The organism is Joostella atrarenae (genome assembly GCF_021764745.1).
GTDB classification, from domain to species: Bacteria; Bacteroidota; Bacteroidia; order Flavobacteriales; family Flavobacteriaceae; genus Galbibacter; species Galbibacter atrarenae.
Genome location: NZ_JAETXX010000002.1, coordinates 344532 through 363939, shown reverse-complemented (window position 1 = coordinate 363939; position 19408 = coordinate 344532). Strand labels below are relative to the sequence as shown.

Below are 19408 nucleotides of genomic sequence, written 5' to 3'. Positions count from 1 at the left end.
ACGAATGGTTTTCTAATCTACTCCATTAACTTTCATTTTTAGCGTATAAACTGATGTTCTTGCTGTAATAAAAAGAATATCTCTCTTTTTACCTCCAAAGCATACATTACTTGGTTTCTCAGGAGTTTCAATCTCTTTTATTAATTCTCCTTTAGGATTATACACCCATATTTTACCAGAAGTTAAATAAACATTTCCTTTATTATCTATAGTCATTCCATCGCTTCCATGAGGAGCAAAAAAGGTCTTGTTGGTCAATCTCCCGTCATTTTCAATAGTATATTTCCAAATTTTGTCATCTTCGATATCAGCAACATAAAGCGTTTTTCCATTTGGAGTACCTATAATCCCATTAGGCTTTTTAAAGTCATTTATTACCCTTGAGATTTCACCACTTGGATTTAAATAGTAAACTCCACGAGTATTTTGAATCTCAGTATGGTCTTCATCCCACCAATTTCTCTGGTAATATGGGTCTGTAAAATAGATTCCCCCTTTATTATTTATCCATAAGTCGTTTGGACCGTTTAGATGTTTCCCTTCAAAATCTTCATAAATTACATGAATCTCTTTATTACTATCAAAATATATAAGCTGGTTAAACTCATCTGCACAGGCTAGTAATTGCTGTTGTTCATCAAAATACATTCCATTAGCTCTCCGAGTTCCCTCTAGGTATAAAGAGATCCCCTTTTTTGAATCCCAAATATGAATTCTGTCATTCGGTTGGTCTGTAAAATAAATTTGCCCTTTTGAGTTTACAGCAGGTCCTTCTGTGAATTTAAATCCTGTTCCCGCCATTTCAACTTCGGCATTTTCAGCAATTATATCACCCTTATCTTTCCATTCAGAAAAAGAAAACAATAAGATGGAAAGTATACAAATGGAGAAGTAATAAAAATTTTTCATGAATAAGATTATTGAACTTTAAATATAAGAATTCTTCCTAAATCGGGATTTAAATTAATCCGAATAGGATAGAAGTGGTATTTTATATTTTTACACTAGTCTTACTTTTTGTATTCTTCGGGTCTATTGTGCCAAATGGTTAAGAACTGACCTGTAGCCATTTTTCGGGCAGAATCTTTAGCCTTTCTTGCTAAGTCTCCTTCGTAGAGTTCATCTATTGTTTCAAACCATAATTGCAGCCATTTTCCAAAGTGAGTTTGCTCTATAGAATAGTCCATATTCATATCTACATTAACATGTTTTCTTGATGGACTGCCTTTAAACTTAGCAATTCCAAATAAATTTGTTTCCCAAAAATCAGTTAGCTTACTTAGGTGTTCAGGCCATTTTTCATCAGGAATATGACCATTAAAAATCGGTCCCAGTAATTCATCCTTTCTTATTTTAGCATAAAATGTATTCACTAAAATAGTTGCATCATTTCTGTCTTCAATATTCTTCATTGGAAGCTAATTATGAGTCTGTAATCACTTTTTCTACACGCTCTATTTTATCTAATTTGGAAAGCGTTAAACGAACAATACTATCTTCATTCGCAGTTAAATCGTGAGGAACATTAGCATCCAACGTAAGTACATCACCTTTTGTGATAGAATGCACTTCACCTTCAACACCAAAATCTATTGCTCCTTCCAGTAAATGTACAATTATTGGAAAAGGAGCCTTATGTTCTTTCATGATCTGACCTTTTTTGAGAAGGTTTCTTATCTCTTTTGAAAAGGAAGTCTCCAAAAGAACTTTAGTAACCACCTTTTCATTATTAAACGCTATATTTTTATTGAAAGATTCTAATTTCATAATAATAATTTTTTCAGCAATCGAAAAATATCGATTATACTTCTTTCTATAAAGATATTAAATAAAAACCTCAAACATTCCCTTATTGATTTCTTTCTTCAATAGTAAACCAAGCAGAATTATTCTTAGTATTAATTTTAAGCTAAAAGGAAAACTTAAAAGTATTTGATTGTCAATATGTAACATTGATAAACATGCCTTTTTTAGGATAATCATAAAATCCCATCGATAAAAAAGGGGTTTTTGTATAGTGAATCTCCCCAAACGTCTATCGCGTTATATATATAGTGTATATAGTTTCAATTTTGTTGTAGTAAAAAATCAAACAATGAAATTATATCTTACTATTTTAGGTTTATTCGCAGTGTGTCTATCATACGGTCAAGATGTTTCCAGTAGTGAAACACCAAAAATATGGTATTTACAAGACTGTATTTCATATGCACTAGATAATAACATCGTTATAAAAGATGCCAGTTATAATAAGGATATAGCAGAGTTAGATTATAGTAAATCTAAATCGGCAAGGCTTCCTAATTTAATGAGTTCGGCTTCACAGATATTTACAAACGGGCAGTCGATTGACCCTATTACTAGCGACTTTGTAAATGAGCAAATCCACTCTACAAGTTTTGATTTAAATACTTCTATTACAATATTTAAAGGGAATCAGTTAAACAATCAGATTAAGCAAAATAAATTGCTTGTAGATCAGAATTCTTTATTTGTAGCAGAAGCAGAGAACAACATTGTTTTAAGTGTTACTGAAGCATATTTACAAGCATTATATGCTAAAGAAGGAATTATTATTGCTGAAAAGAACTTAGAAGCTTCCACTAAAGAAAGTGCAACTGCAAAAGCACGATTCGAAGCAGGAAGTATAGCTATGCAAGATTATACTGATGCCATCTCACAAGAAGCTACAAATAAATATAGTTTGATAGAAGCTAAGAATTCTTATGCACAACAAATAATAGATTTAAAGCAGCTGCTAGAGCTAGAGCCTCTTACAAATTTTGAGATTGAAGCTCCAAATACTGATACTTATGAGCCTAAAATTATTGCCAATAGGAATAATGTATATGAAGCTGCATTAGGATATTTACCTGAATATCAAGCAGCATCTTTGGGAGTTGATGTTTCAGAAAAAGACCTTGAGATAACAAAAGGAGCATATCTGCCGAGTTTATCATTAACAGGAAGCATTGGTTCTGGGTATACGAGCGTTCAGGATTTTAATTTTAAAGATCAGATGAATAGCAATTTTAATCAGCGTGTGGGACTTTCTTTAACCGTACCGATTTTCAATAGAAATCAAACAAAAGTAGAAGTTCAGAAGGCAAAAATAGCGATCGATCAATCTGGAATTCAAAAGCAAACCGTTAAGAAAGAGATTTATAAAAAAGTAGAAACTGCTTATCAAAATGTATTAGCAACACAGGAGCAGTTGGTAGCAGCAGAAGCAGCTAGTGAAGCCGCAGAAGAGTCGTATAAGCTAGCTCAACAAAGATTTAATTTAGGAGGACTTAATGCCACCGATTTAATTATTAGTCAGAATACATATACAAATGCACAGCAAAATTATCTGCAAGCTAAATATCTAAACATATTATACACGCAATTATTAGAGTTTTATCAAGGAAATGAAATTAAAATATAGTTTATCAACCAGTTTTAAAATAAATAGTATCAAATGAAAAATAAAAAATTAAAAATAGTACTCCTTATTGTAGTATTAGCAATAGGTGCTGGTGTTGCTTATTTATTATTAAATAAAAATAGCGATGCTACGATTGCAATAGAAACAATCACTGCAAAGAAAGGAGAGGTGATCAAAATGGTTACTGCTACCGGTACAGTGCAACCGCTTACAGAAGTAGAAGTTGGTACACAAGTTTCTGGGGAAGTAGAAAAGATATATGTCGATTACAACAGTGTTGTTAAGAAAGGACAATTGATTGCCGAGCTTGATAAAACAAATTTAAGAGCTTCTTTGGCACAATCAAAAGCTAGTTATAACAATGCTTTAAATGATAAGGAATATCTTAAAAAAGTCTATGACCGTCAGCATACTTTATTCGAGAAGGGTGTTATCAGTCAAGCAGATTATGATGAAGCTTTATACAATTTAAACACAGCTAAAAATACAGTAGACCAGCTTTATTCTGATTACCAACAGGCAAAAACGAATTTGAGTTATGCTGATATTTATTCTCCAATAGATGGGGTGGTTTTATCAAGAGAAATTGATGAAGGACAAACGGTAGCCGCTAGCTTTGAGACTCCAACGTTATTTACAATTGCTAAAGATTTAAAAGAAATGCAAGTAGAAGCAGATGTAGATGAAGCAGACATCGGAGAAGTTAAAGAAGGGCAACGTGTTACATTCACAGTAGACGCTTACCAGCAACAAGAATTTGTTGGAGAGGTTATTCAAGTACGTTTAAACCCAACAGAAGAATCTAATGTAATTACTTATACCGTTGTTATTAAGGCAGATAATCCAGATTTAAAATTAAAACCAGGATTAACAGCTACGGTATATATCTATAGCTTGGAGTTAAAAGATGTAATAACAATTCAAGCTAAAGCGGTAAACTTTGAGCCTGAAATGGGGATGATTCATGCGTATGAAATGCAAGAAGGAATTACTTCAATGCCTAAGGGTGATGAGAAACCTTTGGAGGGAGAAAACGTTGTATGGACACTAAATGGAAAAGAGATTAAGCCTGTAAAAGTAGAATTAGGAGAGAGCGATGGAGTCAATGTAGAAGTCGCAAATGGCTTATCCGAAGGAGATCAATTAATTTACGCTATGAAAACAGATACCCCTTTAGGGCCGGCTCCTGGCGGAAGTGAAAGCCCGTTTATGCCAAAACCTCCAGGAAAAAAATAATCCCATTAAACGAATACATATGAAAAAGGAGATTATAAAAATTGAGAACCTAAAGAGATCCTTTAAAATGGGAGAAGAAACGGTTCATGCTCTAAAAGGTATTTCTTTTACTATTCACGAAGGAGAGTTTGTAACCATAATGGGGTCTAGTGGTTCTGGGAAAAGTACAATGCTTAATGTATTGGGGTGTTTAGATCAACCAAGTGATGGTATTTATGAAATTGATTCGGTGAGAGTAAAATCACTATCTAAAAATGAATTGGCTACTATTAGGAATGAAAAAATAGGATTCATTTTTCAATCTTATAATTTATTGCCGCGAACAAGCGCTATAGAAAATGTAGAACTCCCATTAATGTACAACAATAGTATTCGTACAGAAGAGCGTAAAGAAAGAGCTTTAAATGCTTTGACTAAAGTTGGTTTAGGGGAGAGAATTCACCATACGCCAGCACAATTATCTGGAGGGCAACAACAACGTGTAGCCATCGCTAGATCTTTAGTGAACGATCCTGTGGTGATCTTAGCAGATGAGGCAACAGGGAATTTGGACACACGCACGTCATACGAAATCATGTCGCTCTTTCAAGAATTAAATAAAAATGGGAAAACAATTGTGTTTGTAACCCACGAGCCTGATATCGCCGAATTTAGCAGTAGAACAATTGTTTTAAAGGATGGAAACATTATTAAAGATGACTATAATTCTAATATTTTAAATGCTGCGGAAGCACTTGCTTCGCTGCCTAAAGAAGATTAATGAATTATATAATAGATGATTTTGAATCCATCTTAACATAAAAAATAACTAATGAAAATATCTAATTTAATAAAAACTGCATGGAATGCTATCCTAATTAATAAAGTTAGGACGTTGCTTACTATGTTAGGAATTATAATTGGTGTGGCCTCAGTAATTACAATGTTAGCCATTGGAGAGGGATCAAAACAAAGCATCAAAACACAAATTTCTAGTATGGGTTCCAATATGATAAACATTAGACCTGGAGCTGATGTTAGAGGAGGAGTGCGCTTGGGTGGTAGCGAGATGGAAACTTTGAAAATAGATGATTTTCTAGCTTTAAAAAATCAAGCTGAATTGGTTACCGATGTTTCTCCACAAGTTTCTGGAAACGGACAAGTAATTTATGGCGCCAATAACTGGCCCACAAGTATTTATGGTGTTTCTCCAGAATATATAGACATTAAGAAAACAACAATTGAAGAAGGGAGCATGTTCACAGATGACGATGTGAAATCTTTTGCTAAGGTAGTAGTAATCGGACAAACAATTGTAGAGAATATATTTTTGGATGAAGATCCTATTGGGAAAATGATTCGCTATAATAACACCCCTTTTAAAGTTATTGGAGTTCTTAGTGAGAAAGGGGAAAACACTTTTGGGCAAGACCAAGATGATGTTGTTTTAACTCCTTATACTACAGTTCAGAAAAGGATTTTAGCCATCGATCATGTTCAAAGTATTGTAGCTTCTGCAATTAGTGAAGAGAAGGCAGAAGATGCTGTTAATGAAATCACTGATATCTTGCGTAATCAACATGAGATATCTAGTAATGAAGATGATGACTTTAATGTGTTTTCTATGGATGAATTAATTTCGACATTCAGTTCTACAAGTGAGATGCTAACCGTGTTATTAGTAGCCATAGCAAGTATTTCGTTGCTTATTGGAGGAATCGGAATTATGAATATTATGTATGTGTCTGTAAAAGAACGTACACGAGAAATTGGACTAAGAATGGCAGTTGGAGGAAGAGGAAATGACATCTTAATGCAATTTCTAATAGAAGCCATTTTAATAAGTATAACGGGTGGAATAATTGGTGTATCTTTGGGATTATTAGCTACTTTTTTGGTAGAAGATTTTTTACATTGGCCAACAAGTATTACGAGTTTTTCAATTATTGTTTCGTTTGCTGTTTGTGCTGTTACTGGTATTTTCTTCGGATGGTATCCGGCACGAAAAGCAGCTGCACTAGACCCAATAAATGCATTGAGATACGAATAGGATGATTATCGATATAAGAAATAAAAAAGTAACAGTTATTTTTCATATTCTGGTATGGATTGTATTGTTTAGTTTGCCTTATTTACTTTTAGCAAGTAAGCAAGAAGGCTTATCGAGAGTAATAGCAGGTTCTTGGGTGCCATTGTGTTTCTACGCAATTTTATTTTACAGCAATTACTTTGTATTAATAGACACTTACTTTTTCAAGAAGAAAATCATTATATACATTGTAATCAACGCTATAATTATAGTTGGCTTCGTATTTTTATCAAGCTATCTTATCGATACCTATTTTCGAGATTCACTTCCTAGAAGGGCAGAAGGGGAAGGGCCTCCAAAATCATTATTTGCATACTTGCAGATTGTATCTTATTTAATTGCTCTTATTTTTTCTATCGCATTAAAAATTACCGAGCGGTATTTAAAAACAGAGTCAGAACGCAAGAAAGCGGAGAATATTAAGCTGGAAGCCGAATTACAACATTTAAAGTATCAATTACAGCCTCATTTTTTCTTTAATTCACTGAATAATATCTATTCGATGGTAGATATTTCTCCTGATGAAGCAAAGGTTACCATTCATAATTTAAGTAAATTAATGCGATATTTATTATATGAAACAAATACTGAAAAAGTACCGCTACAAAGCGAAATAACCTTTTTAGAAAAGTATATTGAATTGATGAAACTGCGTTTGTCAGATAATACAGTTGTTCATTATGAGTTTGAAAATGTAGATCCTTCAATTAAAATAGCGCCTCTTTTATTTATTTCTTTGGTTGAAAATGCATTTAAACACGGCGTTTCAAGTACAAAAAAGGGCGTTATTAATTTCTGTTTAAAAACGGAAGGGAGTAAAGTACTTTTTAAAACTGAAAACTATAATTTTCCAAAATCAAATATTGATAAAAGTGGCTCTGGAATAGGATTACAAAATATTAAAAAGCGACTAGAACTTCTTTATCCAGAGAATCATGAAGTAAGATTTGAATTAAAGGGGGATGTTTTTATTTCTGAATTAAAAATAGTTATTGATGGATAATAATGTGCTAAAATGTATCGTTGTCGATGATGAGCCGATGGCTGCAAATTTGGTAGCTAGTTATATTGAAAAAACACCTTTTTTAAAGCTAGAAAGTATTTTTCATAATGCTATTGATGCTTTAAACTTTGTGTCAGAAAATGATATCCACGTACTATTTTTAGACATTCAAATGCCTGACTTAACAGGTTTAGAGCTCTCTAAGATGCTCCCCAAAAAAGCTAAGATAATTTTTACAACTGCTTTTAACCAATATGCAATTGAAGGTTATAAAGTAGAAGCTCTCGATTATTTATTAAAGCCATTTGATTATGCCGAGTTTTTAGCCGCAGCTAATAAAGCACTCACATGGTTTAAAATGGTAGAAAGTAGTAAGCATTCAGATTCTAAAGCGGTTGACTCCAAAGAAGAGCCGCAAAAGGAGTTTATTTTTGTGAAATCAGAATACAAGCAGTTACGAATTAAGCTTGCGGATGTTTTGTATTTTGAAGGGTTAAAAGATTATATAAAAATCTGGATTCAAGGGGAATCAAAACCTATCCTCACATTAAAAAGCTTAAAATCATTAGAAGAAGAGCTACCAAAAAGTGACTTTATGCGTGTACATCGATCGTTTATTGTTTCTTTAAAAAATATTGAAGAAGTAGAGCGGAGTCAAATAATTATCAATAAACAGCGAATCACAGTCTCAGAGCAGTATAAACCTATATTTTTAGAGTTTATAGAGAAGAATTCTTTTTGATTAATTCACAAATAACAGGCTATCAAAATCGATTACTTTTTATTAGCGGCAAATTCTCCCCATTTTGCAATAGCTAATAGCGTAGGGATTAGCGTTTCTCCTAGTTCTGATAAAGAATACTCTACTTTTAAAGGAGGTTTAGAGGTATAAACTTCTCTTTTAATAACCCCATCATCTTCCAGTTTTTTAAGTTGTAAGCTCAGTGTTCTTTCGGTAACCGTTGGCATAAGTTTCCGTAATTCGTTGTATCGTAATTTACTATTTATTAGGTGAAAGAGAATTACAGTCTTCCATTTCCCACCTATAACTCCCATGGTTAAACTCGCACAACATGGGTATTCTTTACCTTTAAATGTATGCATAATAATATTTTTTGTATGGAATTTATACTATACTATCCTTTTTGACCGTTATTGTAAAGCTCCAAAACTATACTTAATTTTGCTACTATAAAAATTATAGTATCTATTTAACAGTAATTACATTTACTAAAATTGAAGAATAAATTAATAAATATTAAAAAATGAATTTAAAAGAAGTATTAGACTGGCGCTACACAACTAAAAAATTTGACCCAACCAAAAAGATATCTGAAGTAGATATGACTCAAGTCAAAAACCTATTAAGAATGAGCCCATCAAGTGTAAACCTTCAGCCTTGGCATTTTATAATTGCAGAAACTCCAGAAGGAAAAGCACGTATAGCAAAAGGAACTCAAGGTTTCTTTCATTTTAACGAACCTAAAGTAACAAATGCTTCAGCAGTAGTATTATTCTGTTCAAAAATTGATGTTGATGAAGACTACTACCAACACATTGCAGATACAGAGGATAAAAGTGGAAGGTTTCCAAATGAAGACATAAAAAATGGCTTTTTAGGTGCAGTAAAAGCATTTGCAAATATTCATAAATACGATTTAAAAGACCAACAACACTGGATGGAAAAACAAGTATACCTTAACATAGGTGGTTTTTTATTAGGAGTTGCAACTTTAGGAATCGATGCTACACCAATGGAAGGGATCGATGTAAAAGCTTTAGACGAGGAATTTGGTTTAAGAGAAAAAGGTTTCACAGCTTTAGTAGCTGTTTCTTTAGGTTATAGAGCAGAATCTGACTTTAACTCAACAGAAAAAACACCAAAAGCGAGATTATCACAAGATGAGATTTTCTCAATCGTATAATTTATAAGCTACTTATTATATACATTTAGTAAGAAGCTTAAAATATCACTTAAAAAGTTTTATTTGTACAACATTAGTTTAGTTGTATGAATAAAACTTTTTTATTTAAAGTTGTTTGTTTTTGAAAGTATCTTCTGCAATGTTAATGACTTCGCGTATGTGAGATGCATGAACTTCGCTGATAAAATAAAAAACTATGAATAAACACTTTTTTATGCGAGGATGTAGGAGGGAAGTGGGTATGTTTGTGCAGTGGATAAATGTGTTAATAATTCAATAAGAAAATATTGCAAAAACTTATATTATTAGTATATTCACCTTATGAATTTTATTGACTTATTTTCAGGTGCTGGTGGACTTTCTGAAGGCTTTATTAAGGCTGGTTTTAATCCTATTGCTCATGTTGAGTTAGACTCTCATGCATGTAATACTTTAGAAACAAGATTAGTTTATCACAAACTAAAACATGAAAATAATTTAGACCATTACAATGATTATTTAAATGATAAAATAACTCGTGAAAATTTTATTTCAAAATTTGGAGATAAATTTTTATCAGAATCAGTTTTAAATATTGGAATTGGTGGCAAATACAATAAAATCATCTTTGATAAGATAGATAAATTAGCCGGTAATAACGAAATTGATTTGGTTATTGGTGGTCCACCATGTCAGGCATATTCATTGGTAGGAAGAGCAAGAGATGAAAAAGGAATGAAAAATGATCCTAGAAATTTCCTTTATAAAGAATATGCTAAATTTTTAAAAAATTATAGACCAAAAGCATTTGTTTTTGAAAACGTATTAGGTCTTATATCAGCAGAAAAAGGCATGTACTTTAAAAACATGCAAAAATATTTTCGTTCAATAGGTTATAATTTAGATTATAAAATACAGCATTCAGAAGATTTTGGAGTACTTCAAAAAAGAAGGAGAGTGATTTTAATTGGTTGGAGAAAAGATATAGAATTTGAATATCCAATTTTAGATGAAATTAAACATAATTTTAAAGTTAGAGATATACTAACAGATTTAAAAAAACTCAAACCAGGAGAGCAAAAAAACATTACTAAATACAAAACAAATACAACTGAATATCTAAATCAATTTGAATTACGAAATGGAGTTGATTTTGTATCTCAACACATTGCTCGACCTCATAATCATAGAGACTTAGAAATTTACAAGATTGCAATTGAAAAATGGCAAAAGAAAGAGCGATTAAAATATCCTGATTTACCAAGTGAATTAAAAACTCACAAAAATGAAAAATCCTTTGTAGATAGATTTAAAGTAGTTGACCCAAATGGGTTTTCTCATACTATGGTAGCTCACATAGCTAAAGATGGTCATCATTATATTTATCCTGATACTAAACAAGTTCGTTCATTATCTGTTAGAGAAGCTGCAAGAATACAATCATTCCCTGACGATTTCTTTTTTGAGGGTGGAAGAAGTGCAGCTTTTAAACAAATTGGCAATGCAGTCCCTCCATTAATGGCAGAAAAGATTGCGAATGCGATAATGAATAAAATATGACAAAATATTCCGACTACATTTCTGAAGAAACACCTCCAGAGGCTAGTGCAATGATTAATACTTTCAGAGCATTTGGCTATAATTTACAAACAGCAATTGCGGATATTATTGACAACAGCATATCTGCTAAAGCTGAAAATGTATGGATTAATTATGAATGGTTAGGAAAAAATTCAATCGTTACAATCAAAGATGATGGAGAAGGAATGGACAAAGATTCCTTAGTCAAGGCGATGACACCTGGAAGTAAAGACCCGAATGATGAAAGAGAAGAATCTGATCTAGGAAGGTTTGGTCTTGGATTGAAAACTTCATCTTTTTCACAATGTAAAGTTTTAACTGTTGTAACTAAAAAAAGTGAATATAAAACTTTAAAAAGATGTTGGGATTTAGATTTTGTAAATAAAACTGGGAAATGGTCATTGCTTGATTACATTTCAAATCAAAATTTGGTTGAAGAATTATCTAAAGAAAAAAGTGGAACTATAGTTATTTGGGAAAAACTAGATAGACTTGTTGGTAATTCTCACATAGAAAATGAAGCAGCTAGAAGAGTTTTTTTAGAAGAATTTGCATTAGTAGAAGAGCATCTGAGTTTAGTTTTTCATCGATATTTAGAAAAAAGAAAAATTAAACTATGGATAAATGGAATTCCTATTAAACCTTGGGATCCATTTATGAAAGAGGAAGAAGGTAGTCAATTAGTATGTGACGAACTTTTAGAAAATGATAATGTTCGTATTAAATGTTATGTATTGCCTCATATTTCTAAAATTAATGAAGAGGATAGGAAGAAAGCCAAAACTGAGGATTGGTATAAACTACAAGGATTTTACATTTATAGAAATGAACGTCTTTTACTTTATGGTGATTGGCTTGGTATTTTCACAAAAAATGAACACTATAAAAATGCAAGAATATTAGTTGATATTCCAAATAAACTTGACCATGAATGGAAAATTGATATAAAAAAAGCAACTGCAACACCTTCAATTTTAATTAGAAAAGATTTAGTTCGTTTGGGAAAAATGACTAGGCAAACAGCATCTAACATATATCGTTTCAGAGGGAATCAAATAATGTTAGATGATTCAATTACTAGTTTTGATTTTCAACCAATTTGGAAAGCTAAAAAACAACGTGATGGAGCAATTAATTATTATATAAATGAAGAACATCCAATTTTAGCTAAAGAGTTAAAATCAGAGTCAGTAACAAATAAAAGTTTAAAATCAATTTTTAAACTTATTGGAGAAAATACACCAGTTGAATCTATAATACAGAATTATAGCGAAAACCCTGAAAGTGTAGAATTAAGAAACGAATCTAAAGAATTAGAATCGGGAACTATAAAGTTAGCACAAATGATGTTTGAATCATTGAAAAAAGGAGGAACTAGCAATGAAATTGCTATAAAACAAATTTTTAATATTCAACCTTTTAATGAATATCCACAACTTTTAGAATACTTCAAATAATTATGAGTCAAATTCAAAGCGCAAAAAATATAGCACATATACTTCTGGGAAATTATGATAGAAAAGAAATAACAAATGATATAATAAATCAAGCAATTGATAATATCATTCTTATGCCTGATTTTATTGATCTAAATAGAGAGGAACTAGTAAGTGAACTTGAAGCTGATTTTGAGGTTTATTCAAAAGAAGCAACTTTGTTGGTTGCTGAAGATGTAAAACCTTGGCTATATAACGAGAAATCAAAAATTAATCCTGAACTATGGAATAGATATAAAATCTATATGAATCAGAAAGATTCTTCTTTTCCAATTGATACACTAGATGATATTACAGATAAAATATTAGATAAATGTGTTAACCCAAAAATAAAAGGTCGTTGGGATAGAAGAGGTATGGTTGTTGGAAATGTACAATCTGGAAAAACAGCTAATTATACAGGTTTAATAAATAAAGCCACAGATGCAGGATATAAACTAATTATTGTTATTGCTGGAATACACAATAGTTTAAGAGCACAAACACAACTCCGTATTGATGAAGGTTATATTGGAAGAAATAGTTCAGATTTTATTCTAAGAAAACAAAAACATAAAATTGGAGTTGGTAAAATAAAAGCAGAAACCGAAATATATTCATTTACATCATCTGATAATAAAGGAGATTTTAATAGAAAAATCGCAACAAGTATCAATGTGCCAATTGGTGGAAATAGTCCAACGGTTTTAGTAATTAAAAAGAATAAAAGCATATTAGAAAACTTGATTCTATGGCTGTATCAATTTTCAAAAGAAAGTGAAAATGGTGATAGAAAAATATTCGATATACCTTTATTATTAATTGATGATGAAGCAGATAATGCTTCAGTTAATTCTGGAACTGAACTTGATGTAAGAACAATAAATAGATTAATTAGAACACTATTAAACTTATTTAATCAGAATACATTTATAGGATATACTGCTACACCTTATGCAAACATTTTTATACCTGCTTCATGGAGTGAAAATCTTGAAACTGTTGTAAAAGACATTCAGCTTAAAGTAGGTGAAGATTTATTTCCTAGAGATTTCATAGTTAATATTCCTCCACCTTCAAATTATATAGGAGCAATACAAGTTTTCGGATATAATAATGAAGAAACCTCTGAAGAAGTTCAAGGATTTGATACAATTAGACAAACTGAAGACCAAGAACCTTATTTCCCTCGAAGAATAAATAGATTAAACAAAGAGGATTTACCTAACGATGTACCTAATAGCCTTAAAAAAGCAATAAAATCATTTATTCTTACTTGTGCGATTAGAAGATTGCGTGGACAGGAAAAGAAGCACAATTCAATGTTAGTTCATGTAGCCTTATATGTTGCATGGATTGATAGAATAGCTTGGTTGGTTAATGAAATATTGAGAGATTATACTTTACAAATAAGATCTGGTCAAGGAACTTTATTAAATGAATTAAAAGAACTTTTTGAAGATGATTTTATTCCAACTACAGATAATGTCTTAATTAATATTTCTTATAATGATCATAAGATTAAGCAACATTCTTGGGAAGAGCTAAAATCTGCATTAATTGATGCTGTTACAAAAATTGAGGTTAGAGCCGTTCATGGCACTAAGGATACAAGAAATTTAGAATATCATAAAATAGAAGAAATAAACTATAACTCTTATGATAATGGTATGTCAGTTATTGCTGTTGGTGGTAATAAACTTGCAAGAGGAATTACACTTGAAGGATTATCTGTAAGTTATTATTTAAGAGCTACACGTCTTTATGATTCATTAATGCAAATGGGTAGATGGTTTGGTTATCGCCCTGGTTATGCAGATTTATGTCGTTTATATACAACAGAGCAATTAATAAATTGGTATAGGCATATTACTTTAGCTACAGAAGAAATGAAAGTGGATTTTAATAATATGGCATCACAAAACAAAACGCCATCTCATTATCAATTAAAAGTGAGAACACATCCAGAAATGGTCGCTATTAATAGATTACAAATAACTAGTGCTGCAAAAATGCGAGAACATGAAGTAATTAATGTTGGTTTTTCAGGTCAAACAAAGCAAACTTTTATTTTCAATAAAGATTCTAAAATTGTAAAAAGCAATTATGACAGTTTTGCATTTCTATTAAACACATTATCTGAACCTAATAGACAAGAAGTAAATGAATTACTTTGGAATAATATTTCAGCATCAAAAATTGTAACATTTTTAGAATCATATCAGCAGAACTATCATGATTTGGATACTCTTTGCAATTATATAACCGCTCAAAGTAATCAAGGGAGTTTAGACAATTGGAATTTAGCAGTAATACTAAATTCTAGAAATAAAGTAACAGCTAAAGCAGAAATCATTAATGGTTTAAAAACATTAAAGCATGACTTTATTCTGAAAGATAAAATCATAAATGGTGGTTTACCTGCAAGAAATTTTGACGATGGAAAGAATGAATTGTCAGTTAAGAATGGTAAAAATGCTATTCTTGATAAAAGAGCAAGAATGGTTGATTTAAATTTCGAAGAAGCAACTCCATCTGAAAATGAAATAAAGGAAAGAAGGAAAAACTCACAAACACCTTTATTGGTCATAGTTCCATTTGACCCTAGAATTTCTCCAGATTTAGATGAAAATATTCCGTTGGTTGGTTTTGGAGTAATTATACCAGAATTTACTAATGAGAGAAAAGTAGAATTTGCAGCAAGGCCAATAAACCCTGATTTTGAATACTCTCAAGAAGATGATGATATAGATGAATAGCATAAAAGATATTTGGGATAGTCAACTAAATGCCTCCAAAAACAAAGTTTTTCGGGAGCGTGTTGTTCAGGTTTCTGGACTAACATGTTTTATAGGCACAATTACTTTTTCAAATGCGAAAATATTCCTCCTTGAATTAGATTCTAATATTAATATCCATCAGAATTATTTGAAACGTTTTATAGGTGTAGAAGTACAAATTATACCTAGTTCAAATAATAAAAAAGAGTTAGCCATAATCCTTTTAGACGATGAATTAACTGATATTTTTATTGTATTTATTGAAGATATTATAAACTCATTATTGGATATTAATAATTCTGAAATTGCGCTTAATATTATATCAAAGCGAATTAATTATTGGAAAAAATTATTTGAAAAGTTTTCAACAAACCTTTTAACGCCACAACAACAAAGAGGGCTTTTTGGTGAATTATATTTTTTAAATAAAGTATTAAAAGAAAATAATTATATACAAATTATAAATGCTTGGAAAGCTCCAAATGGTACTAATCAGGATTTTTATACTAATGCTAAAGCTATTGAAGTAAAAACTTCAATTTCAAATTCACAAACAATTAAAATTTCAAGTGAATATCAATTAGATATTTCAGGATTAGACAAACTTTTTATAGCCTTTTATAAATTATATGAATTTCCAGACGGAACTACTTTGTTAAGTCTCATAAACGATATTCGCTTGTTATTAAATAGTGATATAGATTTGTTAAATGTTTTTAATGTAAAATTGATTAATCTCGGTGTTTTTCCTGAATTAGAGGTTGAATATAATGAAATCGGCTATCTTATAAGGGATGAGAAATATTATAATGTGACTTCTGAGTTTCCAAAAATAACTGCATTAATGGTAAATGAATCAATTTCAAAAATATCGTATGGTATTGATTTAGGATATTGTATAAATTTTGAAATCACATTTACAGAAATTCTAAATGAAATATTAGATGACTAATAATAAAACTAACAATTCAGATTTTGAATTGGCTTTATTTATCCAGAATTTATATAATGAAGTCCAATCTTTAGTTTATTCTGATGAAAATGGTGATTCCAAAGAGAATAAATTCACAGAACATGTTATGGAGACATTAACTGAAGCTGGTGAAACTGAAGGAGTAAGGTTATGCCATTATATTAAAGAAAATAAAAATGAAAATATTCAATTCAAAATAAATGGATATGCTTTGGAAGAAGGCTATGAAAACATAGATATTTTCATTTCTTCTTATAAAGATACAAACCAACTTTACAGAGTTACAAAAAGTGATTTTGACAAGTTCTTAAAATGGTCAACAGGGTTTATCAATGCAGCTTTAAAAGGCTATCTCGATGAAATAGAACCTTCAACAGAAGCTTATGGGTTAGCAACAGTTTTAAAAAAAGAATTTAAGAAAATAATACGTGTCAATATTTTTATTTTATCAAATGGAGATATTCCTCATGATCCTCCTTCAAATTTCAAATTAAAAAATTTAGAAGATGTATTAATAAATTTTAAAATCTGGGATGTTGAGCGTTTACATAGGCTTTCACAATCAACTGGAAATCGAGAACCGATTGAAATAGATTTTGAAGAAATTATTGGTGAAGTAATTCCCTGTTTGGAAATGCCTTCGAAAAACGAATTATACGAATGTTATCTTGCAATAGTTCCAGGTTCAGTATTAGCAACGATGTACAGAAATTATGGAACTAGATTACTGGAAAGTAATGTTAGAGCATTTTTGCAACAGACAGGTAAAGTTAACAGAGGAATTCGTGATACAATTAGGTTTGAACCTCATATGTTTTTACCTTATAACAATGGTCTTGCAGCAACTTCGCAAGAAGTGAAGACTAAACTAAACGATAAAAATCAATTAGTTTTGGTTTCAGTTAAAGATTTTCAAATAGTAAATGGAGGACAAACAACAGCGTCACTATTTCATACTGCTAAAAAATATAAGGAAGCAGATATTTCGGATGTTTTTGTTCAAATGAAATTGACAGTTATTAAAAATGAGGAAAAGAAAAATGAAACGGTTCCATTTATTTCAAGATATGCAAATAGTCAAAATAAGGTTTCTGAACTAGATTTAACTTCGAATAATCCTTTTTTAATTCGACTTGAAGAATTATCTAGAACTACTTTTGCTATAGATGTTGATGATAAGAATAAACAATCTATTTGGTTTTTTGAGAGAGTTAAAGGTCAGTATAGAGAAGCCTTGAACAAAGAACCTACTAAAAGCAAACAGAACGCTTTCAAACTTAAATACCCAAGGCATCAATTAATTATCAAATCGGAAGTTTCAAAATATATGAATCTTTGGAAACTACAACCTTATCATGTTTCGAAAGGTGCTCAAAAAAATTATAATGCTTTTTTGCGTGATGTAGAAAAAGAATTTAAAAAGAAAAAACCAAATAAAATATATTGGGAAGATATTATTGCAAATGCAATACTTTTTAAGGCTACAGATAAACTTTTTGGTAGAAAAAATCAAGATCCAATAGGAGATACAAATATTAAATCACATACAGTTGCTTATGCATTATCATACTTGCATTTCATAACAAATAATAAACTAGATTTAGGTAAAATTTGGAATGAACAACATATAAGTGAAGAATTTCAAATAGAGCTAAAAAAACTTCTAATTTTTGTTTATGAGTTTTTTACCAATTTGAATGTATTATTAATTAGTGAAGCTGCGAAAAGTGAAAAAAATTGGGATAAATTAAAGAGTATAACTAAGCATCCTGTAAACTTAGATGTAATAAAAAAATATTTGATTTCTGATAAGGACTTTAAATTAAGGTATGAAACAGATATTGACCAAATTGCAGAAACAAAAAAATATAACGCCTTAGAAAAAATCACATCTTTAGGTTTGCGTTTTTGGGATGGACTATGCTTTTACAATATAAATACAGATACACTTTCTATTGTACAACAAAATTATGTATCAAATATTCGAGGTAAACTAAAAAGAAATGGCAGTTTAACTGAACTTGAAATTTCTAAAGGAAGTGAAATAATAGATTTGTTAAAAAATGAAAGCATAGATTTTGATTCAATTATTAAGTTGAGTAAACTCGAAGAAAGAGATTTAATTGACCCAATTTCAATTTACAACAGGTTAAAACTTGTTGAAAACGATACTTGGAAAAAAGTAATTGCTATAGGAGAACAAACTGGAAAATTAAGCTTCAAAGAAATAAGTATAATAAAAACTGTTATAACTAGAATTAAAAAACAAGAAAACATAGACCTCAGAAGATTACAAATTGTAAATGATGCTTTAGATAAGATTAAAAAATTTGGAATTAAAGTTTAAACTAAGTTAGATTTTAAATGGCCTCAGAAAACTTTGGTTAAAACAATAGGCGAATGAGCGTGTATATTTTAGAGGTTTAGTAATACATAGTCTTAATAATAACAAGGTTTAAAGCGAGTTCATAGCAATCTTAACTAGTTCCAATGTTTTCTAAAATATAGCGATTGAGCCGTACATTGTTTCCAAAGGTTTGTGCAGCCTTGATTTTTTTGTTTCTTTTTGTATCAAGACAAAAAGATAATAAAACATTTAAAAAAGATTAATAGTAATTCTAAATAGAACAAGTGCTTAGAATTTTATATTTCTTAAAATTTAAGCTCTTGTGGCAACGATACGAGAATATCCTAAAAAAAATAAAACGAAGATTTCCTCGTATATGCAAAATTTCAATAACATCTAAAAGCTAGCTTTTTTTTAGGCGCTGGCAAAGCGGTTGGAAATTGTGTTTAAAAAAATTAATACGATATCATAATCATTTTTAAAAGGCAATCGAGCTTGCCTGTCGGCAGTCAGGCACTTGGTAGTGGCAATTTTACATAACGGCTAATTATAGCTACACTTCTAAATTATTCTAACGAAACGACAATTAGCGTGTACATAACTACTAGATATAA

16 protein-coding genes are annotated in these 19408 nt (G+C 30.6%); 12 read left to right on the top strand and 4 right to left on the bottom strand.

Annotation, left to right across the window (positions count from 1 at the left end; translation table 11 throughout):
* Nucleotides 1–12: 12 nt before the first annotated feature.
* The 3 genes from JM658_RS06250 to JM658_RS06240 all read right to left on the bottom strand — a co-directional run bounded on the left by JM658_RS06250 (nt 13) and on the right by JM658_RS06240 (nt 1767).
* Complete coding sequence (locus JM658_RS06250; RefSeq protein ID WP_236958389.1) at nt 13–909, bottom strand: SMP-30/gluconolactonase/LRE family protein; 897 nt, start codon at nt 907–909, stop codon at nt 13–15.
* A 101-nt stretch (nt 910–1010) separates the two neighbouring features.
* Nucleotides 1011–1412, bottom strand: coding sequence for a group III truncated hemoglobin (locus JM658_RS06245; protein ID WP_236958388.1), 402 nt, complete (start codon nt 1410–1412; stop codon nt 1011–1013).
* A 10-nt stretch (nt 1413–1422) separates the two neighbouring features.
* Entirely contained in the window at nt 1423–1767 is a 345-nt protein-coding gene (locus tag JM658_RS06240) for a cupin domain-containing protein (RefSeq protein ID WP_236958387.1), read from the bottom strand.
* 328 nt (nt 1768–2095) lie between these two features.
* Here JM658_RS06240 and JM658_RS06235 point away from each other — a divergent pair, with 328 nt between their 5' ends.
* The 6 genes from JM658_RS06235 to JM658_RS06210 are packed head-to-tail and all read left to right on the top strand — an operon-like array spanning nt 2096 to nt 8476.
* The gene (locus JM658_RS06235; RefSeq protein ID WP_236958386.1) at nt 2096–3427 is read left to right on the top strand and encodes a TolC family protein; all 1332 of its coding nucleotides are present in this window, start codon (nt 2096–2098) and stop codon (nt 3425–3427) included.
* Between the two features lie 33 nt (nt 3428–3460).
* Entirely contained in the window at nt 3461–4663 is a 1203-nt protein-coding gene (locus JM658_RS06230; RefSeq protein ID WP_236958385.1) for an efflux RND transporter periplasmic adaptor subunit, read from the top strand.
* 19 nt (nt 4664–4682) lie between these two features.
* Nucleotides 4683–5423, top strand: a complete 741-nt coding sequence (locus tag JM658_RS06225; RefSeq protein WP_236958384.1) for an ABC transporter ATP-binding protein — start codon at nt 4683–4685, stop codon at nt 5421–5423.
* A gap of 51 nt (nt 5424–5474) precedes the next feature.
* A complete protein-coding gene (locus JM658_RS06220) occupies nt 5475–6692 on the top strand; it encodes an ABC transporter permease (RefSeq protein ID WP_236958383.1) in 1218 nt (405 codons plus the stop codon).
* A 1-nt stretch (nt 6693) separates the two neighbouring features.
* Nucleotides 6694–7734, top strand: coding sequence for a sensor histidine kinase (locus JM658_RS06215; RefSeq protein ID WP_236958382.1), 1041 nt, complete (start codon nt 6694–6696; stop codon nt 7732–7734).
* Nucleotides 7727–8476: a LytR/AlgR family response regulator transcription factor gene (locus JM658_RS06210; RefSeq protein WP_236958381.1), complete on the top strand. Its 750-nt coding sequence runs from the start codon at nt 7727–7729 to the stop codon at nt 8474–8476. Before JM658_RS06215 ends, JM658_RS06210 begins: the two co-directional genes overlap by 8 nt.
* 32 nt (nt 8477–8508) lie before the next feature.
* Here JM658_RS06210 and JM658_RS06205 read toward each other — a convergent pair whose 3' ends face one another.
* Nucleotides 8509–8838: a winged helix-turn-helix transcriptional regulator gene (locus JM658_RS06205; protein WP_236958380.1), complete on the bottom strand. Its 330-nt coding sequence runs from the start codon at nt 8836–8838 to the stop codon at nt 8509–8511.
* 161 nt (nt 8839–8999) lie between these two features.
* Between JM658_RS06205 and nfsB the strand changes: the two genes are divergently transcribed.
* The 6 genes from nfsB to JM658_RS06175 all read left to right on the top strand — a co-directional run bounded on the left by nfsB (nt 9000) and on the right by JM658_RS06175 (nt 18794).
* On the top strand, nt 9000–9659 hold the full coding sequence (gene nfsB, locus JM658_RS06200) for an oxygen-insensitive NAD(P)H nitroreductase (protein WP_236958379.1): 660 nt from the start codon (nt 9000–9002) through the stop codon (nt 9657–9659).
* A 321-nt stretch (nt 9660–9980) separates the two neighbouring features.
* Nucleotides 9981–11198: a DNA cytosine methyltransferase gene (locus JM658_RS06195; RefSeq protein ID WP_236958378.1), complete on the top strand. Its 1218-nt coding sequence runs from the start codon at nt 9981–9983 to the stop codon at nt 11196–11198.
* Nucleotides 11195–12676: an ATP-binding protein gene (locus JM658_RS06190; RefSeq protein ID WP_236958377.1), complete on the top strand. Its 1482-nt coding sequence runs from the start codon at nt 11195–11197 to the stop codon at nt 12674–12676. The genes JM658_RS06195 and JM658_RS06190 overlap by 4 nt, the downstream gene beginning before the upstream one ends.
* 2 nt (nt 12677–12678) lie before the next feature.
* Nucleotides 12679–15453 (top strand): Z1 domain-containing protein, encoded by a 2775-nt coding sequence (locus tag JM658_RS06185; RefSeq protein WP_236958376.1) that lies wholly within the window; start codon nt 12679–12681, stop codon nt 15451–15453.
* Nucleotides 15446–16426 carry a PD-(D/E)XK motif protein gene (locus tag JM658_RS06180; protein WP_236958375.1) on the top strand — a complete coding sequence of 327 codons (981 nt, stop codon included), beginning with the start codon at nt 15446–15448 and terminating at the stop codon, nt 16424–16426. The genes JM658_RS06185 and JM658_RS06180 overlap by 8 nt, the downstream gene beginning before the upstream one ends.
* Nucleotides 16419–18794, top strand: a complete 2376-nt coding sequence (locus JM658_RS06175; RefSeq protein WP_236958374.1) for an AIPR family protein — start codon at nt 16419–16421, stop codon at nt 18792–18794. Before JM658_RS06180 ends, JM658_RS06175 begins: the two co-directional genes overlap by 8 nt.
* Nucleotides 18795–19408: the final 614 nt, after the last annotated feature.